A 17263-nucleotide genomic window follows, 5' to 3' on the forward strand; every position below is an offset into this window, starting at 1 on the left:
TCAGTTGAGCCTCAGCTCGCCGGACGCCTTGATCTGATCCGACTGATGTTTGAGCACCACCCCGAGGGTGGCCGCGATCGTCGCATCGTCGATGGTGTCCAGGCCCAGGGCCAAGATCGTGCGGGCCCAGTCGATCGTCTCGGCCACCGACGGAAGCTTCTTGAGCTGCATCCCCCGCAACACACCGATGATCTTGACCAGTTCGTCGGCGATCCGCTCGGGCAACTCGGGCACCCGCGACAGCAGGATCCGGCGTTCCAGGTCGGGATCGGGGAAGTCGATGTGCAGGAACAGGCAGCGACGTTTGAGCGCCTCGGACAGCTCCCGCGTGGCGTTGGAGGTCAGCACGACGAACGGCCGCCGCTCGGCGGTGATGGTGCCCAACTCCGGCACGGTCACCGCGAAGTCCGAGAGCACCTCCAGCAGCAGGCCTTCGATCTCGATGTCGGCCTTGTCGGTTTCGTCGATCAGTAGCACCGTCGGCTCGGTGCGCCGGATCGCGGTCAGCAGCGGACGCGAGAGCAGGAACTCCTCGCTGAACACGTCGTCGCGCGTGGCGTCCCAGTCGCCGGACCCCGCCTGGATCCGCAGGATCTGCTTGGCGTGGTTCCACTCGTAGAGGGCGCGGGCCTCGTCGACGCCCTCGTAGCACTGCAGCCGCACCAGACCCGATCCCGTCGACTGCGCGACGGCGCGGGCCAGCTCGGTCTTGCCGACCCCGGCGGGCCCTTCCACCAACAACGGCTTGCCCAACCGATCGGCCAGGAAAACCGCTGTGGCGGTTGCGGTGTCGGGAAGATAGCCGGTTTCGGCGAGCCGCCTGCCGACATCTTCGATGTCAGCGAAGAGCGGCGCTGGGCGCGCGGGGACGCTCACGGGCGGGGTTCGATTCTCTTCGCGCAAGCGCTCATCGTTCTCCTGTTCAGGCGGGGCGAGTGTGACCGTCGCCCCACACAATCCATTTGGTCGAGGTCAGTTCGGGCAGACCCATGGGTCCGCGGGCGTGCAGCTTCTGGGTGGAGATGCCGATCTCGGCGCCGAACCCGAACTGCTCGCCGTCGGTGAACGCCGTCGATGCGTTCACCATCACCGCGGCGGCATCGACGCGTTCGGTGAAGCGTTGCGCGGCAGCAAGATCGGTGGCGACGATGGCTTCGGTGTGTCCGGTGCCGTATTCGTTGATGTGGGCGATCGCGGCGTCGACACCGTCGACCACCGCCACCGCGATGTCCATCGACAAGAACTCGGCGCGCAACTCGTCGTCTGACGGGTCGTCGTGCACCGTCACACCGGCGTGTCGCAGCGCCTCGGTCAGCCGCGGCAACGCACGGTCGACGATGGCGGCGTCGATCAGAACCGACTCGGCCGCGTTGCAGACGCTGGGTCGACGGGTCTTGGCGTTGAGCAGGATTCGTTCGGCGACGTCTAGGTCGGCCGATTCATGCACGTACACATGGCAATTGCCGACACCAGTCTCGATCGTCGGCACGGTCGCGTCACGGACGACCGCGTCGATGAGACCCGCACCGCCGCGGGGGATGACGACGTCGACGAGCCCGCGGGCCTGGATCAGATGCGTCACGCTGGCACGGTCGGCGCTGGGCAGCAACTGCACGGCGTCCACTTCGAGCAGTTCGGTGGCCAGTGCGGCCCGCAGCGCGTTGACCAGTGCGGCGTTGGAGTTGGCCGCCGACGAGCTACCGCGCAGCAGCACCGCGTTGCCGGATTTGAGTGTCAACCCGAACGCGTCGACCGTCACGTTGGGCCGGCCTTCGTAGACGATTCCCACGACGCCGAGCGGTACGCGCACCTGGCGCAGCCGCAAGCCGTTGGGCAGCGTGCGGCCCTGCAACACCTCACCGAGCGGATCGGGCAACCGAGACACCTGACGCAACCCGTCGGCGATGCCGTCGATCCGTTTCGGGTTCAATGCGAGCCGATCGAGCATCGCCTCGGGCGTGCCTGCGGCACGGGCGACGTCAAGATCGCGCTCGTTGGCCTCGAGAATCTGGCCCGCCGACATCAGCACGTGGTCGGCGGCGGTGTTCAACGCACGGTTCTTGGTTTCCGAACTCAGGGTGGCCAGCGCGCGTGCCGCCAGGCGAGCCCGGCGGGCGGCGTCGTGCACCTGCTGGCGCAGATCGGCGCCGACAGCGCCGACGGGTGCCTCCACACTCATTTATCCAGGGTATCGAACGAGGTTCGGACGTTCGACACGTGTCAGGCAGGGGCCCTGCATTAGCGTTGGGAGCCATGGCGCCGCGGGACTGCAGCCGGGTATGCGTGGTCGGCAGTGTCAACGCTGATCTGACTTTCACCGTGCGCACCCTGCCCCGCCCGGGCCAGACCGTGCTGGCGTCGGGTCTGTCGATGGCCCCGGGCGGCAAGGGCGGCAACCAGGCCGTCGCGGCGGCCAGGGCAGGCGCGACCGTGCGACTGGTCGCCGCGCTCGGAGACGACGGGTCGGCGGAGATGTTGCGCCACCACCTGGCCGCCAACGGCGTCGCACTCGACGGCGTCGTCACCGTTGCGGGGCCGAGCGGGTCGGCCGTGATCACCGTGGACTCGTCGGCGGAGAACACGATCGTGGTCGCCCCGGGCGCCAACGGCGCGCTGAGCGTGGACTCCGCCGAGGTCCGCGCCGTCATCTCCGACAGCGACGTGGTGTTGCTGCAGCTGGAGATCCCGATCGCGACCGCGATCGCCGCCGCGCAGGTGGCGTCCTCCGCAGGCGCGGCCGTCATCGTCAACGCCTCGCCGGCCGGGGCCCGACCGCACGATCTGCTCGCCTTGTCCGAGCTGGCCGATGTGGTCGTGGTCAACGAAACCGAGGCGGGCGCGTGGCACTGGCCGGTCCCCCACCTCGTGATCACCCGCGGGGCGCGCGGGGCGAGCTACCTCGGTGACGGCGAACGCTTCAGCGTGCCTTCCCCCGCGGTGCGCGCGGTCGACACCACCGGCGCGGGTGACGTGTTCGCCGGTGTGCTCGCCGCGCACTGGCTCGAGGGCCACGAAGTCGCCCTGCGCCGCGCCTGCGCCGCGGCGGCCCTGTCGACGCTCGTACCGGGAGCCGGTGACTGCGCGCCCTATGCCGAAGCCATCGACGACGCTGTGTCCAACAGAGCAACAGAAAGGCAGCTATGACGACCACCCAGCCGAGCACCACCGACGCCCCGCGGCCGCCCGAGGGCGACTGGCTCGGCACCCCGTTCCTGAAGTTCACCCGCGAGGGCGCGTTCGGGGTGTGCCGGCTCGACCGGCCGGAGGCCCGCAACGCGATGACCCCCGCGATGTACTTCGGCATCAAGTACGCGGTCAAGCATGTCGAGAGCGACCCTGATCTCGCCGGACTGCTGATCACGGGTACCGGCGACGTCTTCGCACCCGGCGGGGACATGGGTGGGGGCGGTGCCGACAACTGGATGACGTTCGGGCCTGCGCTGGGGATGGACGCGTTGCCGTTCGACACGCTGCGTCAGTCCGCCAAACCCGTCGTCGCGGCGGTGAACGGGTTGTGCCAGGGCGGTGGGCTGCAGATCGCGCTGTGCGCCGACATCGCCGTGGTCAGCGAGCGGGCCACGTTCCGGGTGCCCGAGTTGTACCGCGGGATCGCCGACACGTACTACAGCCACATGTTGGCCCGGCTGATCGGGCCGGTGCGCACCCGCGACCTGATGTTCACCGGGCGCACGTTGACCGCCGCCGAGGCACACGACTGGGGCATGGTGGCGCGCGTGGTGCCCCACGACGAGCTGGCGGAGGCCGCTCGCGAGGTCCTTGCCCAGTGCTGTCGGACTGCGCCCGCGGCTCGAACCGTCGTCAAGTCCAGCCTGGACAACTACATCGGCCTCTACGACCGCATCGGTATGCAGGCCAGCCTGGGCGCGCCCGAGTCCATCGAGGGCTTCATGGCCTTCAAGGAGCGACGGTCGCCGAACTGGGTGCACCCGGACCTGCGCATCGACGGCCGCCTCTAGGGTCGCGATTTGGGTGTAGTTGGTGGCGCTGACCGCAACCAACTACACCGAAATCGCAAGGAAATAGTTCAGCTGATGATGTACTGTCTGCGTCATGCAGACGGTCACTCGCAGCGATGCGCTGTCGCGGTTCGGTTGCGCTCTGTCGGATCCGACCCGCGCCGAGATCCTGTTGATCCTGCGCGACGGGCCCGGATATCCGTCGGAGCTGGCCGACAAGATCGGCGTCTCCCGCCAGATCCTGTCCAACCACCTGGCGTGTCTGCGGGGCTGCGGTCTGGTGACCGCGCAGCCCGAGGGCCGGCGCAACCGCTACGAACTCGCCGATGAGCGCATCGCACACGCGCTCGACGACCTGGTCGGTCTGGTGCTCGAGGTCGATCCGGCCTGCTGCCCAGCCGCCGCCGACGACGCCTGCTGCTGATGGCCACCCCGAGCGACACCCGACGCACGGTCCTGGCGCGCCGGATCCGCTGGCTCGTGGCGGCCACGATCACCTACAACGTCATCGAGGCGATCATCGCGCTGGCCGAGGGCGCCCGGGTGTCGTCGTCGGCGCTGGTGGGTTTCGGCCTGGATTCGGTCGTCGAGGTGTCCTCCGCAGCAGCCGTCGCATGGCAGTTCTCCGCACGCGATCCCGAAACGCGGGAAAAGGCCGCGCTGCGATTCATCGCGTTCTCGTTCTTCGCACTCGCCGCGTACGTCGCCGCCGACGCGGTGCTGACGCTGACCGGCCGAGGTGAGGCCGCACCGTCGGTCGTCGGCATCGTGCTGGCCGCACTGAGCCTGGTGATCATGCCGGTGCTGTCGTTGGCGCAACGGCGGGCCGGTCGCGAATTCGGGTCCACGTCTGCGGTCGCCGACTCCAAACAGACACTGCTGTGCGCCTACCTGTCGGCGATCGTGCTGGCGGGCTTGGTTCTCAACGGCCTGTTCGGCTGGTCGTGGGCCGACCCGGTCGCCGCGCTCGGGATCGCGGTGATCGCGGTCCGCGAAGGGGTCGAGGCCTGGCGCGGGGACCCTTGCTGCGGGTGAGCGTCGAGAAAGGAGTGAGCATGCCGATCGTCGCCATCGCCTTGTTCGTGGTGTTCGCCATGCTCGGATTCGGTTGGCGCAGTTGGCAACAGAAACGCCGCACCGGGTCGACGGGTTTTCGTGGTATCAGCGGCCGGCCGTTGTCACTCGAGTGGTTCGCCGGCGTGGGGTTCGTCGTCTCGATGGGTGCCGCGGTGTTCGCGCCGATCCTGCAACTGGCCGGCATCGTCGCTCCGCTGGCGCCGCTGGATCGGACCTGGGTGAACATCGCCGGCATCGCGATCGCGGTGGCGGGCATCGCCGCAACGCTTTACGCACAGGTCGACATGGGCGACTCGTGGCGCATCGGGGTCGACGCCAGTGAGAAGACGACGTTGGTGCGCCGCGGCGTGTTCGGATGGGTGCGCAATCCGATCTTCACCGCGATGATGGTGTTCGGCTTCGGAATCGCCCTGATCACACCGAATCCCGTCGCGGTGATCGGGTTCGTACTGCTGGTCACGACGATCCAGACACAGGTCCGTGTCGTCGAAGAACCGTACCTACTCACCGTGCACGGCGACGACTACCGCGACTACCTTGCAACCGTCGGTCGATTCCTTCCCGGCGTGGGACACCGGTAGCACGCGACGAACCCGAAGTCACTCCTCAGGGATTTCGCGCTCGATCTCGTCGAGCCAGGTGCGTGCGGACATGTCCGACGGCGCCCGCCAGTCGCCCCGCGGCGAGAGCGATCCGCCGTGTGACACCTTGGGCCCATTCGGCACGGCCGACCGCTTGAACTGGGCGAACGAGTAGTAGCGCTGGGCAAACACCTGCAGCCAGTGCCGGATCTCCTTGAGCGAGTACGACGGCCGCTTCGACTCGGGGTATCCGGTCGGCCACTCGCCGCGCTGCGGATCGCTCCATGCGTGCCAGGCCAGAAACGCCACCTTTGAGGGCCGGAACCCGAAGCGCAGCACCTGGAACAGCGAAAAGTCCTGCAGTACATAGGGTCCGACCTTGGACTCGCTGCTCTGGATCTCCTCGTCCTCACCCGCGGGCACCAGCTCGGGCGAGATCTCGGTGTCGAGCACCGACTGCAACACCTCGTTGACCCTGTCGTCGAACTCTTTGGAGGAGATCACCCAGCGAATCAGGTGCTGGATCAACGTCTTCGGAACACCGCCGTTGACGTTGTAGTGCGACATCTGGTCGCCCACGCCGTACGTCGACCACCCCAGCGCGAGTTCCGACAGGTCGCCGGTGCCCAACACGATGCCTCCGCGCTGGTTGGCAAGGCGGAACAGGTAATCGGTGCGCAGCCCGGCCTGCACGTTCTCGAACGTGACGTCGTAGACCTTCTCCCCGCGGCCGAACGGGTGGTCGATGTTGGTCAGCATCAACTCCGCTGTGGAGCTGATGTCGAGTTCGGTGAACGTCACCCCCAGCGCCTCGGCCAACCGCTCGGCGTTGCCCTTGGTGCGCTCGCCAGTCGCGAATCCGGGCATGGTGAACGCGAGAATGTCGCTGCGGGGGCGCTGTTCGCGATCCATCGCCCGGGCGGCGACGATCAGGGCGTGCGTCGAGTCCAGACCTCCGGACACACCGAGCACGATCTTGGGGAAGTTCAGCGCGCGCAGGCGCTGTTCGAGCCCGGCCACCTGGATGCTGTAGGCCTCATAGCAATCCTGTTCCAGCCGTTCGGGATCCGACGGCACGAACGGGAAACGCTCGATGTGGCGAAGCAATCCGACGTCGCCGGTCGGCGGATCGAGCTGGAACTCCACCCGCCGGTAGGTGTCGGTCGATGCCGCGTGGTGTCTGCGGTTGTCGTCGAAGGTGCCCATCCGGATGCGTTCGGATCGCAGCAATTCCAGATCGACGTCGGCGACGGATCGGCGTTCACCCTTTGGGAAGCGCTCGGATTGCGCGAGGCATTCGCCGTTCTCCCAGATCATCGTCTGCCCGTCCCAGGCCAGGTCGGTCGTCGACTCGCCCTCGCCCGCCGCGGCGTACACATAGGCGGCCAGGCAGCGCGCCGACGCCGAGCGGGCCAGCAGGCAGCGGTCTTCGGAGCGTCCGATCGTTATCGGGCTTCCGGACAGGTTCGCCAGCACCGTCGCGCCGGCCAGTGCCGCCGACGCGCTCGGCGGGATCGGCACGAACATGTCCTCGCAGATCTCGACGTGCAATACGAACCCGGGGACGTCGGTCGCGGTGAACAACAAGTCGGGCCCGAACGGCACGTCGGCCCACTCACCTCCGCGGCCCATTCGGATCGCGCCGCGCACGTCGTCGCCGGGTGCCATCTGCCTGCGCTCGTAGAACTCCCGATACGTCGGCAGGTAGGACTTGGGCGCGACGCCGAGCACGCGGCCGCGGTGGATCACGATGGCCGTGTTGTAGATCCTGTGCCGATAGCGCAGCGGAGCTCCGATCACGAGGACGGGCATCAGGTCGGCGGAGGCGACGACGATGTCGAGCACCGCGTCCTCGACCGCATCCAGCAGCGCGTCCTGCATCACGATGTCCTCGATGGAATATCCCGACAGCGTCAGCTCCGGAAAGACCGCGAGCGCGACGTTGTCGTCGTGGCAGGCGCGCGCCATCCGCAGCACCGACTCGGCATTGGCCCGCGGATCGGCGAGCGTCGTGTGGTGCGTGCATGCGGCGACGCGGACGAAGCCGTGCCGGTACGCCGAGTAGAAATCCATGCCTCATTGTTGCCCGAAAACGGAACGGGGTATGCAAGTCCCCATGAGTGACACCGCAGTGCTGGTCATCGACATGATGAACACCTACCGCCATCCCGACGCCGAGAAGCTGATCCCCCACGTCGCCGAGATCATCGATCCCCTTGCGGCGCTCGTCGCCGAGGCCCGTGACCGCGACGATGTCGACCTCATCTACGTCAACGACAACTACGGCGATTTCACCGCCGAGTTCAGCGACATCGTGCAGTCGGCGCTGCAGGGCGAACGCCCCGACCTGGTCGAGCCGATCGTCCCGCAGAAGGGCTGCCGCCTGATGACGAAGGTGCGTCACAGCGCCTTCTACGCCACGGCGCTGGCATACCTGCTGGGGCAGTTGAAACCCGAGCGGGTCATCCTCACCGGTCAGGTCACCGAGCAATGCATCCTCTACACCGCGCTGGACGCCTATGTCCGGCACTTCCCCGTCGTCGTGCCACCGGACGCCGTAGCCCACATCGACCCGGAACTCAGCGACGCGGCACTGACCATGATGAAAAGCAATATGAGCGCCGAGATCACGCCCGCGGCAAAGTGTTTGCAGTAATTCAGGCGGACGCGAGGTCCTGCTCGAAGCCGCGCGCCGATGTCTCGGTCCTGGCGCCGGTCAGTTCACGGGCGGTGTTGATCAGCCCGACCATGCTGAACGCCTGCGGCGTGTTCCCCACGTGCCTGCGGATCGTGGTGTCGAATTCCTCACTGAGCAAACCGACATCGTTGCGCAGGCCAAGCAGGCGTTCGAACAGTGCGGTCGCCTCGGCGGTGCGGCCTAGCCCGTGCAAGGCGTCGGCGAGCCAGAAGGAGCACGCGAGGAACGCGCCCTCGTGGCCGGGCAACCCGTCGACACCGTGCTCGGTGCGGTACCGCAGCAGGAGTCCATCGGTCGTCAAGCGCGCCTGCACCGCGTCGACGGTGCCTCGTACGCGGGGATCGTTCCAGGGTAGGAAGCCGACCCGCGGGATCAGCAGCAGCGCGGCATCGACCGCATCGGACCCGTAATACTGGGTGAAGGTGTTGCGGTCGGTGTCGTAGCCGTTGGCGCACACCTCGGCGTGAATCTCGTCGCGCAGGGCACGCCACCGATCCACCGGTCCGGGTAGCCCGTGGTGGTCGACCGTCTTCACTGCTCGGTCGACACCCGCCCATGCCATCACCTTCGAGTGCACGAAATGGCGCCTGGGACCGCGAACTTCCCACAGGCTGTTGTCGGGGTCGCGCCAATGACCCTCGAGATAGTCGAGCAAGGCGCGCTGCACATCCCAGGCCGTGTCGTCGGTCGTCATGCCGGCGTCGCGGGCCAGATGCAGTCCGTCGAGTACCTCGCCCCACACGTCGAGTTGGAACTGGCCGGCCGCGGCGTTGCCGATTCGCACAGGGGCGGACCCCTCATAACCCGACAACCACGGCAGCTCCTGCTCGTAGAGCCTGCGGCTGCCGTCGAGCCCGTACATGATCTGCAGTTTCGACGGATCGCCTGCCACAGCTCGCACGAGCCATTCCCGCCAGGCCCTGGCCTCGGCGACGAACCCGGTGCCTAGGAGCGCTTGCAACGTGAAGGCCGCGTCGCGGAGCCAGCAGAAGCGGTAATCCCAGTTGCGTGAGCCGCCGAGTTGTTCGGGCAGCGACGTCGTGGCCGCCGCCACGATGCCGCCCGTCGGCGCATACGTCAGAGCTTTGAGTATCACCAGCGCCCGGCGGACCTCGCTGTCCCACCTGCCTCGGTAGCGGCACCGCGAGATCCATTCGGTCCAGAACCTTTCAGCCTCCGCGATGGCGGTGTCCGGGTCGACGGGCGCGGGTCGGGGCAGGTGTGACGGCGCGTAGGTGAGCACGAACGGGATCCGCTCACCGGCGGCGACGTCGAACTCGGCGACCGTGGAGAGATCCTCGCCGCGTATCGGCGCCGGCGTGCGCAGCCAGATTGCGTCGGGTCCGGCGACGGCAGCGAGGTCGGCACCCTCGCGGCGCACCCACGGCACGATGTGGCCGTAATCGAAGCGCAGCCGCAACACCATGCGCATGGGCACGCGACCGGACACTCCCTCGACGACGCGCACCACATCGGGTTCGGTGCCGCGCGGGGGCATGCAGTCCACCACGCGGACAGTCCCCTCCGGCGTGTCCCATTCGCTTTCCAGGATCAGCGTGTCTCCGCGGTATCTGCGCCGGGTGGCCGGTCCGCCGGATGCCGGTGCGATCCGCCAACTGCCGGCTTCTTCGTCGTGCAGCAGTGCGGCCAGACATGCCGGCGAGTCGAACCGCGGTAGGCACAGCCAGTCGATGGCTCCGTCGCGGCCCACGAGCGCGGCCGTCTGAAGGTCTCCGAGCAAGGCGTAGTCCTCGATCGCCGCCATTTTCACGCCGACCCGTCGAGCGTGATGACGACCTTGACGTCGTCGTCTCGGGTGTCGAAAGCGTCTTCGGCACGGTGCAGGGGTACCCGGCGGCTGATCATTTGCTCCAGCCACCCGCGGTCGGCGGTCGCCAGCGCTTCGGCGGCCTGCCGGTAATGCCGCAGGTTTGCGTTTACAGAGCCGACGACGACGTCGTTCTCCAGGACCAGTTCACGGTTGAGACCGCCGGCGTCAACGTCGAGTCTGCGTCCGGACGGGGACACCCCTGTCAGGCAGACGATGCCGTAATGCGCTGTGCTGCACATGACGTCGAACACCACGCGGCTGGCGCCGGTGGCCTCGATGACGATGTCTGGCTGAAGCCGGTCGGCGACATCGTCGGCGGGATCGTGGTGATAAGTGGCCCCAAGAGACTCGACCAGCGCGGGTTTGGGCCCGTCGGTGACGAGGTCGAGCACATGAACGTCAAGGCCCTGCTGCACTCCCAGCAGCGCAGCGAGCAGGCCGATGGGCCCGGCCCCCGTGACCAACACGCGTTCAGGTTCGAACCACGACCGCCGCCCGATCGAGTGCACCTGTTCCCATGCTTTGGCGACCACCGTGGTGGGCTCCATCAAGACGCCGACGTCGGCGAGTTCGCGGTTCAGCGTCACTGCGTAATCGGTTTCCACGCACCATACTTCGCTGCCGTAACCGTCGATTCCCTTGATGCCGCGTTCGGTGTATCGACCGTTGCGGCACATATCGAATTCGCCGTGGGCGCAGGCAGGGCACGGCACCGGGTCGGGGCGTCGCACCACGCCGACCACCAGATCCCCGATGCCGAAGCCGGTGCCGTCGGGCGCTTGCAGCACCCGACCCAGTGACTCGTGCCCCAGGATCAGGCGGTCACGGCTTGGCGGTGCCTTGCCGTACTGCCCGGCGGCGATCTCTTTGTCGGTCCCGCACACGCCGACCGCAATGCCCTCGACCAGCAGTTCGCCGGCCGCCGGCTGCGGATCGGCCACAGTCTCGACGCGCAGCGACCCCGCCTGCCCGGGTTTGGTGGTCAGCGCGCGCATCGAGCGTCAACCGAGCGCGGTCAGAAGCTCGTCGCACATGCGTTCGCACTGGCGGCATACGTCGGCGCAGATGCGGCAGTGGTCGTGGTGTTCGGCATGGCGGCCGCACTCGTCGGCGCATGCGCGGCAAGCGGTCACGCAGGACCGCAGCACCTCGGCCGTGAGGTTTGCGTCGTAGCCGGTATGCCGGGACAGCACCCGGGCGGTCGCCGCACAGATATCCGCGCAGTCGGAGTTGGTTCGGATGCACTTGGTCAGTTGCGCGACCGACTCTTCGCTGAGGCAGGCGTCCGCACACGCGGTACACGCCTGCGCACAGTCGAGACAGGCCTCGATGCACGCCACCAGCTCTCCGCGGTCGACTCCGCCTAGATCCTGCGGGTAGGTCTCGAGCATTCTGCCCGCAACACTCATGGCATCCTCCTCGGTCGTCGGTGTTCGACGGTCGCGTACCCGCGGTCGTCTCGTGGAAACGGTTGGCACGGCGTCGACATCGACCATCGCCGATCCGTCACCGCGCTGATCGGTCGAGATGACGCTGAGTGAACCGTCGGTTTCCAGCACCACCGCCGCGACGCCCGCAAGATCGCCGAACCCTGAGGAGCGCATCGCCTGGCGCACCTCGTCGGCGCTCACCCGTTGACGGCGCAGCGCGTCGTCCCGGAACCGCCCGTGAGACACCAGCAGCGTCGGGGTGGACTTCAGCGCCATCCGGGCGGCTCGCGCGCGGGAGGAGATCAACGCCGCAACGAATTGCAAGGCCACCAGAAGCGCCAACGCCGCGAGGCCTTCGACATACGACACCTCGGAGCTGAGCAGAATGGTGGCCAGGGTGGACCCGACCGCGACCGTGACCACGAGGTCGAATGCGTTGAGTTTGGCGAGCGTGCGCTTACCCGAAAGACGTAGCAGCACAACCAACGTCGCATAAGCGGCCGCGCCGATCACCAGCACCCTCACGACATCCGACCAACCGTCGGACCACATGTTCGTCAGTCCTTCCAAACTCAGAGGCATCGGCCATCCCCGTTCCGCAACGGCGGCCGCTGCGGACGCTCCACGCCTACCCGCGCGGCCCCGGCGCAAACCGGGTATCGGCTCGACGTTTGGCGCCGCGGGCAGCGGGTAGGCCCCGCTTCGGTGATGGAAATCAAACGGTTCAAGCCCGCTCCCTTCACGACGGCCCTGCTCGTGACGTTCCTGCTGGCCGGCTGCGGCAGCTTCACCACTGGAGAGTCGAGCAACCGTGGGTCCGGTTCGCAGACGTCGGAGACCACAGTCGAGAACGCTTTCGTCGTACCCCGCTATCTGCCCGGATCGTGCGAGATCCAGGTCGGCGACACCGCACAGTTGCGGTTCACGATCACCAACAATCGACCGGCGGGCACCGAACGGCTAGAGGCGATCACGACAACGGCCGCCGAGACCGCCCGCATCGAACCGAGCCCTCCGATCGAGATCCCCGCAGGCACTGCACTTGCCACCGGTCAACCAGTCGAACCGGGCCAGCCGCTCACCGTCACCCTTGACGGCATCACCAAAACCGTTCGGCCCGCCTACAACGTCGACGTGACCTTCCGCTTCCAACAGTTCGGCGAGCTGAGCATGCCCGTTCCCGTCGAAGCCTGCCCGAGACAGCAATGAGCAACGGCAAGCGGGATCGCATCGCCGAACCGTGGGGTGCGCGAACCCCCTACGCCAAGGGGGAACAGTGGCCAGAACGCGTCGACATGTTCCTCGCCGACGGGTTGGAACCAGAATCGGTGGACCGCTGGGTGCAGTCGGCCTCGATTCTGCACTCCAACGGTGACGGGCTCGACATCGCGGTCAAGGACGGCCGGATCGTCGGTGTCCGCGGCCGCGAAATCGACCGCGTCAACCACGGTCGACTCGACCCCAAGGACTTCTACGGGTGGCAGGCCAACGCATCCGGCGATCGACTGACCACACCGATGATCCGCGTCGACGGTGAACTCACCGAGTGTGATTGGGACACCGCGATGGATCAGGTCGTGCGCCACAGCAAGCGACTGCTCGACCGGTATGGACCGTCGGCGTTCGGTTTCTACACGTCGGGTCAGCTGTTCCTCGAGGAGTACTACACCCTCGGTGTCATCGCCCACGGCGCGATCGGCACCAACCACGTCGACGGCAACACCCGGCTGTGCACCGCGACCGCCGCCGAGGCGCTGAAAGAATCGTTCGGCTGCGACGGCCAGCCCGGCTCCTACACCGACATCGACCACGCCGACGTCATCGCGCTATACGGCCACAACGTCGCCGAGACCCAAACCGTGCTGTGGATGCGGATTTTGGACCGCCTCGCCGGACCGGACCCGCCGGCCGTCGTGTGCGTCGATCCGCGCAGGACGCCCGTCGCCGCGCACGCGACCGTGCACCTCGCCCCACTGCCCGGCACCAATGTCGCGTTGATGAACGGCCTGCTGCACGAGATCGTCCTCAACGACTGGATCGACACCGACTACGTCCGCGCGCACGCTGTCGGATTCGAGGAGTTGCGCAAACGCGTCGCCGAATTTCCGCCCGAGCGCGCCGCCGAGATCTGCGGCGTGTCCGCCGACGACATCCGGTCGGCGGCACGGCTTGTGGGCACCGCGGAACGGCTGCTGTCGACGGTGCTGCAGGGCTTCTACCAGTCTCATCAGGCGTCGGCCGCGGCGGTGCAGGTCAACAACATCCACATCCTGCGCGGCATGCTCGGCAAGCCGGGATGCGGGTTGTTGCAGATGAACGGGCAACCCACTGCCGAGAACACGCGCGAATGCGGCGCCGACGGTGATCTGGCCGGTTTCCGAAACTGGTCGAACGACAGCCACATCGGCGAGTTGGCCGACCTGTGGAACCTGGACATGATGCAGATTCCGCACTATGCGCCGCCGACCCATGTGATGCAGATGATGCGATACGCCGAACAGGGCACATTGCGCCTGCTGTGGGTCAGCGCAACCAACCCAGCGGTGTCGCTACCCGAACTGCGCCGCATCCGCAGCATCTTGAGCCAGCAACGGCTGTTCCTCGTCGTTCAGGACATCTTCCCCACGGAGACAACCGATCTCGCCGATGTGGTGCTGCCCGCGGCCACATGGGCGGAGAAGACCGGGACGTTCACCAACACCGACCGGACGGTGCACCTGTCGGAGAAAGCGGTGGACCCACCCGGCCAGGCGCGGCCCGATCTCGACATCTTCCTCGATTACGCCCGCCGCATGAATTTCCGCGACCGCGACGGCAATCCGTTGCCGTCGTGGACCGATCCGGAGTCGGCCTTCACCGCGTGGCAGCGGTGCAGCGCAGGGCGACCGTGCGATTACACCGGTTTGAGTTACGACAAGCTGCGCGGCAGCGCTGGGATTCAATGGCCCTGCAACGACGATCATCCCGACGGCACCGAACGCCTCTACTCCGACGGGCGGTTCTGGGCCGACCCCGACTACTGCGAGGCCTACGGCAAGGACCTGATCACCGGCGCGCCGCTGGAGCCGACCGAGTACCGCGCGATGAACCCGCACGGCAAGGCGATCATCAAGGCGGCCGAGTACCTGCCGCCGCACGAAGCTCCGGACGACGACTTTCCGTTCGCGCTGATCACCGGCAGGACCGTGTACCAGTTCCACACCAGAACCAAGACCGGCCGCGTACCCGAGCTTGCCGCGGCGTCTCCGGAGGTGTGGGTCGAGGTGTCCGAAGCCGACGCCCACCGGCTCGGCATCCGCGAAAATGACCTCGCAGAAATCGAGACACCGCGCGGTCGCGTGCGAGCCAAGGCGCGCATCACCGACATCCGCACCGGTGTGCTGTTCCTGCCCTTCCACTACGGCTACTGGGACACCGAGGACGCCGAGTGCGATCGGGCCGCCAACGAGCTGACACTGACCGACTGGGACCCGGTCTCCAAACAGCCGATCTTCAAGACCGCGGCGGCCCGGCTGGCCGTCGCGCCGACCGGAGCGGAGTCACCATGAAACTGGGCTTGGCGCTGCGCGAACTGCACCGCTCCGAACTGCGGCTGGCACGCTCACTCGACGCGATCGCCGCGCGCCACCACGCCGACCACGGCATTCATCACGTCGCGAACGACCTCACCGTGTGGTCGCGTGAGCATGTCGAACTGATCGCGCAGATCGGACCTCACTACGGCGTCCGCTTGCGCGCGCGTCCGCGAACCAAAGCGGTCACCGAGACGGCCCAGCAGTGGGTCAGCGACCGCCTGGGCCGCCGGCCCGAACCCGCCCTTCTGTTGTTGGCGGATCTGAGGCGGCTGCACCGGTTGGCGGCCGGAGTTTCGCTCGATTGGGAACTGCTGGCTCAGGGCGCACAAGCCGCCAAGGATGAGCGGCTGCTGGAGCTCACCCAGCGGTGCCATCCGCAAGCTCTGCGACAGATGCGGTGGGCGAACGCGATGCTCAAGGAGTTGTCGCCGCAGGCATTGGCCAATTGACGAGCCAACCGCCCGCCCGAGCGCTAAACCGGTTGATCGCACGCACCTGCTGCGTGCAAGCAACCCGCTAAGCACCGATGAGGCTGAATTTCCACGATGCGCCTACCCTCGACCAGGTGGACGCACCCGAACTCGTCGGCCTGCTGCGCGACCGACGGATCGCCGTGCTCACCGGTGCGGGGATGTCCACCGACTCCGGAATCCCCGACTACCGCGGCCCGGACTCGCCGCCGAGCAATCCCATGACGATCCGCCAGTTCACCTCCGACCCCGCGTTCCGGCAGCGGTACTGGGCGCGCAACCACCTCGGCTGGCGTCATATGGACGCCACGCTGCCCAACGCCGGCCATCGGGCCCTCGCCACGCTCGAGGCCGCGGGTGTGGTGTCCGCGCTGATCACCCAGAACGTCGACCTGCTGCACAGCAAGGCGGGCAGCGACAACGTCGTCAACCTCCACGGCACCTACGCGCAGGTGATCTGCCTCGACTGTGCGCACACGATGAGCCGCGCCGCCCTGGCCGATCTGCTGGAGGCGGCGAATCCGGGCTTCGCCCAGCGGGTCGCCGAGTCGGTGGGCGGCATCGCGGTCGCCCCGGACGCCGATGCCGTCGTCGGCGACACCACGTCGTTCCGCGTCGTCGACTGCCCGCAGTGCGGCGGGATGCTCAAACCCGACATCGTCTATTTCGGCGAGAACGTCCCTAAAGAACGTGTGGCTCAAGCCTATTTGATGGTCGATGCGGCCGATGCGCTACTCGTGGCGGGGTCGTCGCTGACGGTGTACTCGGGTTACCGGTTCGTGCGCCACGCCGCGGCGGCGGGTATGCCGATCGCGATCGTCAACCGCGGACCCACCCGCGGCGATGCGCTGGCGACGGTCAAGATCGACAACGGGTGCTCCCCCATGCTGGCCTTGTTGGCCGACGAGCTGCCCGCCCTCGCGACGTCGACGGGAATGACGGCGTGACCCAGACCTCCGAGGACGCCTCGTGGCTCCGCGAGCTGATCGACCGGCACCGCCCTGAGCCCGGGCCGGTCACCGGCCGGTGGGCACTGGGCATCGGCGACGTGATCGCCGAGCACTCGCTCACACCCGACAAACTCCGGTGGCTGGTCCGCAAGCTCAACCACTTCGGCGGCGTGGCCATCAGCGAGGACGCGGTCGAGTTCGACGGGGACGCCGTCGAATGGGCGGAGGTCGAAGAGGTCCGCACCCGCAGCCTGATCGAGTACCTGTTCACCGGCGGAGTGGACAAGCAGATCGACAAGCTGCCGCTGCCGTGGTTCCCGTTCCGGCACAAGGTGCTCGGCGCGGTCTCCCGCGCTGCGCTGACGCTTCTGTTGGCCGCGGCCAAGCAGCAACTCGAAGGCGGCGCACTGGAGATTCGGATCCCTGCGGAGGTGCGCTACGACGGCCTGCTGCGCACTCGCGAGCTCACACCGGGAATGTTGGCGGCGGTGATCCTCGCCGATCCGGTGGTCCGCGAATGTTTCGAGGCGACCGCGAAGGCCAACGGCGTGACGGTGCAACCGGCCGACGACGACGTGATGGAAAGCGCCGACGAACGCGCCGACCAGATCAAGGCGGTGTTCGAGGGGATCTCGGCACGCATCCGATCGCTGGGCGATCACTAGCGCAACGGC

17 protein-coding genes and 1 pseudogene are annotated in these 17263 nt (G+C 67.4%); 11 read left to right on the forward strand and 7 right to left on the reverse strand.

Going from position 1 to position 17263, the window contains the following annotated elements:
* Positions 1-876, reverse strand: a complete 876-nt coding sequence (locus tag AU192_RS13225) for an AAA family ATPase (protein WP_064396811.1) — start codon at positions 874-876, stop codon at positions 1-3.
* Between the two features lie 46 nt (positions 877-922).
* Complete coding sequence (locus tag AU192_RS13230) at positions 923-2179, reverse strand: glutamate-5-semialdehyde dehydrogenase (protein WP_064396812.1); 1257 nt, start codon at positions 2177-2179, stop codon at positions 923-925.
* Between the two features lie 74 nt (positions 2180-2253).
* Here AU192_RS13230 and AU192_RS13235 point away from each other — a divergent pair, with 74 nt between their 5' ends.
* The 5 genes from AU192_RS13235 to AU192_RS13255 all read left to right on the forward strand — a co-directional run bounded on the left by AU192_RS13235 (position 2254) and on the right by AU192_RS13255 (position 5635).
* The gene (locus tag AU192_RS13235) at positions 2254-3144 is read left to right on the forward strand and encodes a ribokinase (RefSeq protein WP_064396814.1); all 891 of its coding nucleotides are present in this window, start codon (positions 2254-2256) and stop codon (positions 3142-3144) included.
* Positions 3141-3977 carry an enoyl-CoA hydratase/isomerase family protein gene (locus AU192_RS13240; protein ID WP_064396816.1) on the forward strand — a complete coding sequence of 279 codons (837 nt, stop codon included), beginning with the start codon at positions 3141-3143 and terminating at the stop codon, positions 3975-3977. Before AU192_RS13235 ends, AU192_RS13240 begins: the two co-directional genes overlap by 4 nt.
* Positions 3978-4071: 94 nt before the next feature.
* Positions 4072-4401 (forward strand): ArsR/SmtB family transcription factor, encoded by a 330-nt coding sequence (locus tag AU192_RS13245; protein WP_064396818.1) that lies wholly within the window; start codon positions 4072-4074, stop codon positions 4399-4401.
* Positions 4401-5012 carry a cation efflux transmembrane domain-containing protein gene (locus AU192_RS13250; RefSeq protein ID WP_064396820.1) on the forward strand — a complete coding sequence of 204 codons (612 nt, stop codon included), beginning with the start codon at positions 4401-4403 and terminating at the stop codon, positions 5010-5012. Before AU192_RS13245 ends, AU192_RS13250 begins: the two co-directional genes overlap by 1 nt.
* A 20-nt stretch (positions 5013-5032) precedes the next feature.
* Complete coding sequence (locus AU192_RS13255) at positions 5033-5635, forward strand: methyltransferase family protein (RefSeq protein WP_064397383.1); 603 nt, start codon at positions 5033-5035, stop codon at positions 5633-5635.
* Positions 5636-5653: 18 nt separating this feature from the next.
* Here AU192_RS13255 and AU192_RS13260 read toward each other — a convergent pair whose 3' ends face one another.
* Positions 5654-7708 (reverse strand): NAD(+) synthase, encoded by a 2055-nt coding sequence (locus AU192_RS13260; protein WP_064396822.1) that lies wholly within the window; start codon positions 7706-7708, stop codon positions 5654-5656.
* 43 nt (positions 7709-7751) lie between these two features.
* Here AU192_RS13260 and AU192_RS13265 point away from each other — a divergent pair, with 43 nt between their 5' ends.
* On the forward strand, positions 7752-8291 hold the full coding sequence (locus AU192_RS13265) for a cysteine hydrolase family protein (RefSeq protein ID WP_064396824.1): 540 nt from the start codon (positions 7752-7754) through the stop codon (positions 8289-8291).
* A gap of 1 nt (position 8292) precedes the next feature.
* Here AU192_RS13265 and AU192_RS13270 read toward each other — a convergent pair whose 3' ends face one another.
* From AU192_RS13270 to AU192_RS13285, 4 genes and pseudogenes are all read right to left on the reverse strand, one after another.
* Positions 8293-10098, reverse strand: a complete 1806-nt coding sequence (locus AU192_RS13270; protein ID WP_064396826.1) for a glycoside hydrolase family 15 protein — start codon at positions 10096-10098, stop codon at positions 8293-8295.
* A 2-nt stretch (positions 10099-10100) separates the two neighbouring features.
* The gene (locus AU192_RS13275) at positions 10101-11159 is read right to left on the reverse strand and encodes a glucose 1-dehydrogenase (RefSeq protein WP_064396828.1); all 1059 of its coding nucleotides are present in this window, start codon (positions 11157-11159) and stop codon (positions 10101-10103) included.
* A gap of 6 nt (positions 11160-11165) precedes the next feature.
* Positions 11166-11573 (reverse strand): four-helix bundle copper-binding protein, encoded by a 408-nt coding sequence (locus tag AU192_RS13280; RefSeq protein WP_064397385.1) that lies wholly within the window; start codon positions 11571-11573, stop codon positions 11166-11168.
* 75 nt (positions 11574-11648) lie between these two features.
* A pseudogene (locus AU192_RS13285) lies at positions 11649-12146 on the reverse strand (DUF421 domain-containing protein); the annotation flags it as partial.
* Positions 12147-12302: 156 nt separating this feature from the next.
* On the opposite strand from AU192_RS13285, the gene AU192_RS13290 reads away from it, so the two are divergent.
* The 5 genes from AU192_RS13290 to AU192_RS13310 all read left to right on the forward strand — a co-directional run bounded on the left by AU192_RS13290 (position 12303) and on the right by AU192_RS13310 (position 17254).
* Complete coding sequence (locus AU192_RS13290) at positions 12303-12803, forward strand: copper chaperone PCu(A)C domain-containing protein (RefSeq protein WP_064396830.1); 501 nt, start codon at positions 12303-12305, stop codon at positions 12801-12803.
* Positions 12800-15142: a molybdopterin oxidoreductase family protein gene (locus tag AU192_RS13295; protein WP_064396832.1), complete on the forward strand. Its 2343-nt coding sequence runs from the start codon at positions 12800-12802 to the stop codon at positions 15140-15142. Before AU192_RS13290 ends, AU192_RS13295 begins: the two co-directional genes overlap by 4 nt.
* Positions 15139-15618 carry a hypothetical protein gene (locus AU192_RS13300; protein WP_064396834.1) on the forward strand — a complete coding sequence of 160 codons (480 nt, stop codon included), beginning with the start codon at positions 15139-15141 and terminating at the stop codon, positions 15616-15618. Before AU192_RS13295 ends, AU192_RS13300 begins: the two co-directional genes overlap by 4 nt.
* Positions 15619-15734: 116 nt before the next feature.
* Complete coding sequence (locus tag AU192_RS13305; RefSeq protein WP_064396836.1) at positions 15735-16586, forward strand: NAD-dependent protein deacetylase; 852 nt, start codon at positions 15735-15737, stop codon at positions 16584-16586.
* Complete coding sequence (locus AU192_RS13310; protein ID WP_094286363.1) at positions 16583-17254, forward strand: hypothetical protein; 672 nt, start codon at positions 16583-16585, stop codon at positions 17252-17254. The genes AU192_RS13305 and AU192_RS13310 overlap by 4 nt, the downstream gene beginning before the upstream one ends.
* Positions 17255-17263 lie beyond the last annotated feature (9 nt).

This window comes from Mycobacterium lehmannii (assembly GCF_001499925.1).
Lineage (GTDB): Bacteria > Actinomycetota > Actinomycetes > Mycobacteriales > Mycobacteriaceae > Mycobacterium > Mycobacterium lehmannii.

Excerpts from the sequence above, each read along its gene's own strand:
- AU192_RS13240 (WP_064396816.1), top strand. The coding sequence starts at position 3,141 with ATGACGACCACCCAGCCGAGCACCACCGACGCCCCGCGGCCGCCCGAG.
- AU192_RS13275 (WP_064396828.1), bottom strand. The coding sequence starts at position 11,159 with ATGCGCGCGCTGACCACCAAACCCGGGCAGGCGGGGTCGCTGCGCGTC.
- AU192_RS13250 (WP_064396820.1), top strand. The coding sequence starts at position 4,401 with ATGGCCACCCCGAGCGACACCCGACGCACGGTCCTGGCGCGCCGGATC.
- AU192_RS13300 (WP_064396834.1), top strand. The coding sequence starts at position 15,139 with ATGAAACTGGGCTTGGCGCTGCGCGAACTGCACCGCTCCGAACTGCGG.
- AU192_RS13270 (WP_064396826.1), bottom strand. The coding sequence starts at position 10,098 with ATGGCGGCGATCGAGGACTACGCCTTGCTCGGAGACCTTCAGACGGCC.
- AU192_RS13230 (WP_064396812.1), bottom strand. The coding sequence starts at position 2,179 with ATGAGTGTGGAGGCACCCGTCGGCGCTGTCGGCGCCGATCTGCGCCAG.
- AU192_RS13255 (WP_064397383.1), top strand. The coding sequence starts at position 5,033 with ATGCCGATCGTCGCCATCGCCTTGTTCGTGGTGTTCGCCATGCTCGGA.
- AU192_RS13265 (WP_064396824.1), top strand. The coding sequence starts at position 7,752 with ATGAGTGACACCGCAGTGCTGGTCATCGACATGATGAACACCTACCGC.
- AU192_RS13235 (WP_064396814.1), top strand. The coding sequence starts at position 2,254 with ATGGCGCCGCGGGACTGCAGCCGGGTATGCGTGGTCGGCAGTGTCAAC.
- AU192_RS13280 (WP_064397385.1), bottom strand. The coding sequence starts at position 11,573 with ATGAGTGTTGCGGGCAGAATGCTCGAGACCTACCCGCAGGATCTAGGC.
- AU192_RS13260 (WP_064396822.1), bottom strand. The coding sequence starts at position 7,708 with ATGGATTTCTACTCGGCGTACCGGCACGGCTTCGTCCGCGTCGCCGCA.
- AU192_RS13290 (WP_064396830.1), top strand. The coding sequence starts at position 12,303 with ATGGAAATCAAACGGTTCAAGCCCGCTCCCTTCACGACGGCCCTGCTC.
- AU192_RS13245 (WP_064396818.1), top strand. The coding sequence starts at position 4,072 with ATGCAGACGGTCACTCGCAGCGATGCGCTGTCGCGGTTCGGTTGCGCT.
- AU192_RS13295 (WP_064396832.1), top strand. The coding sequence starts at position 12,800 with ATGAGCAACGGCAAGCGGGATCGCATCGCCGAACCGTGGGGTGCGCGA.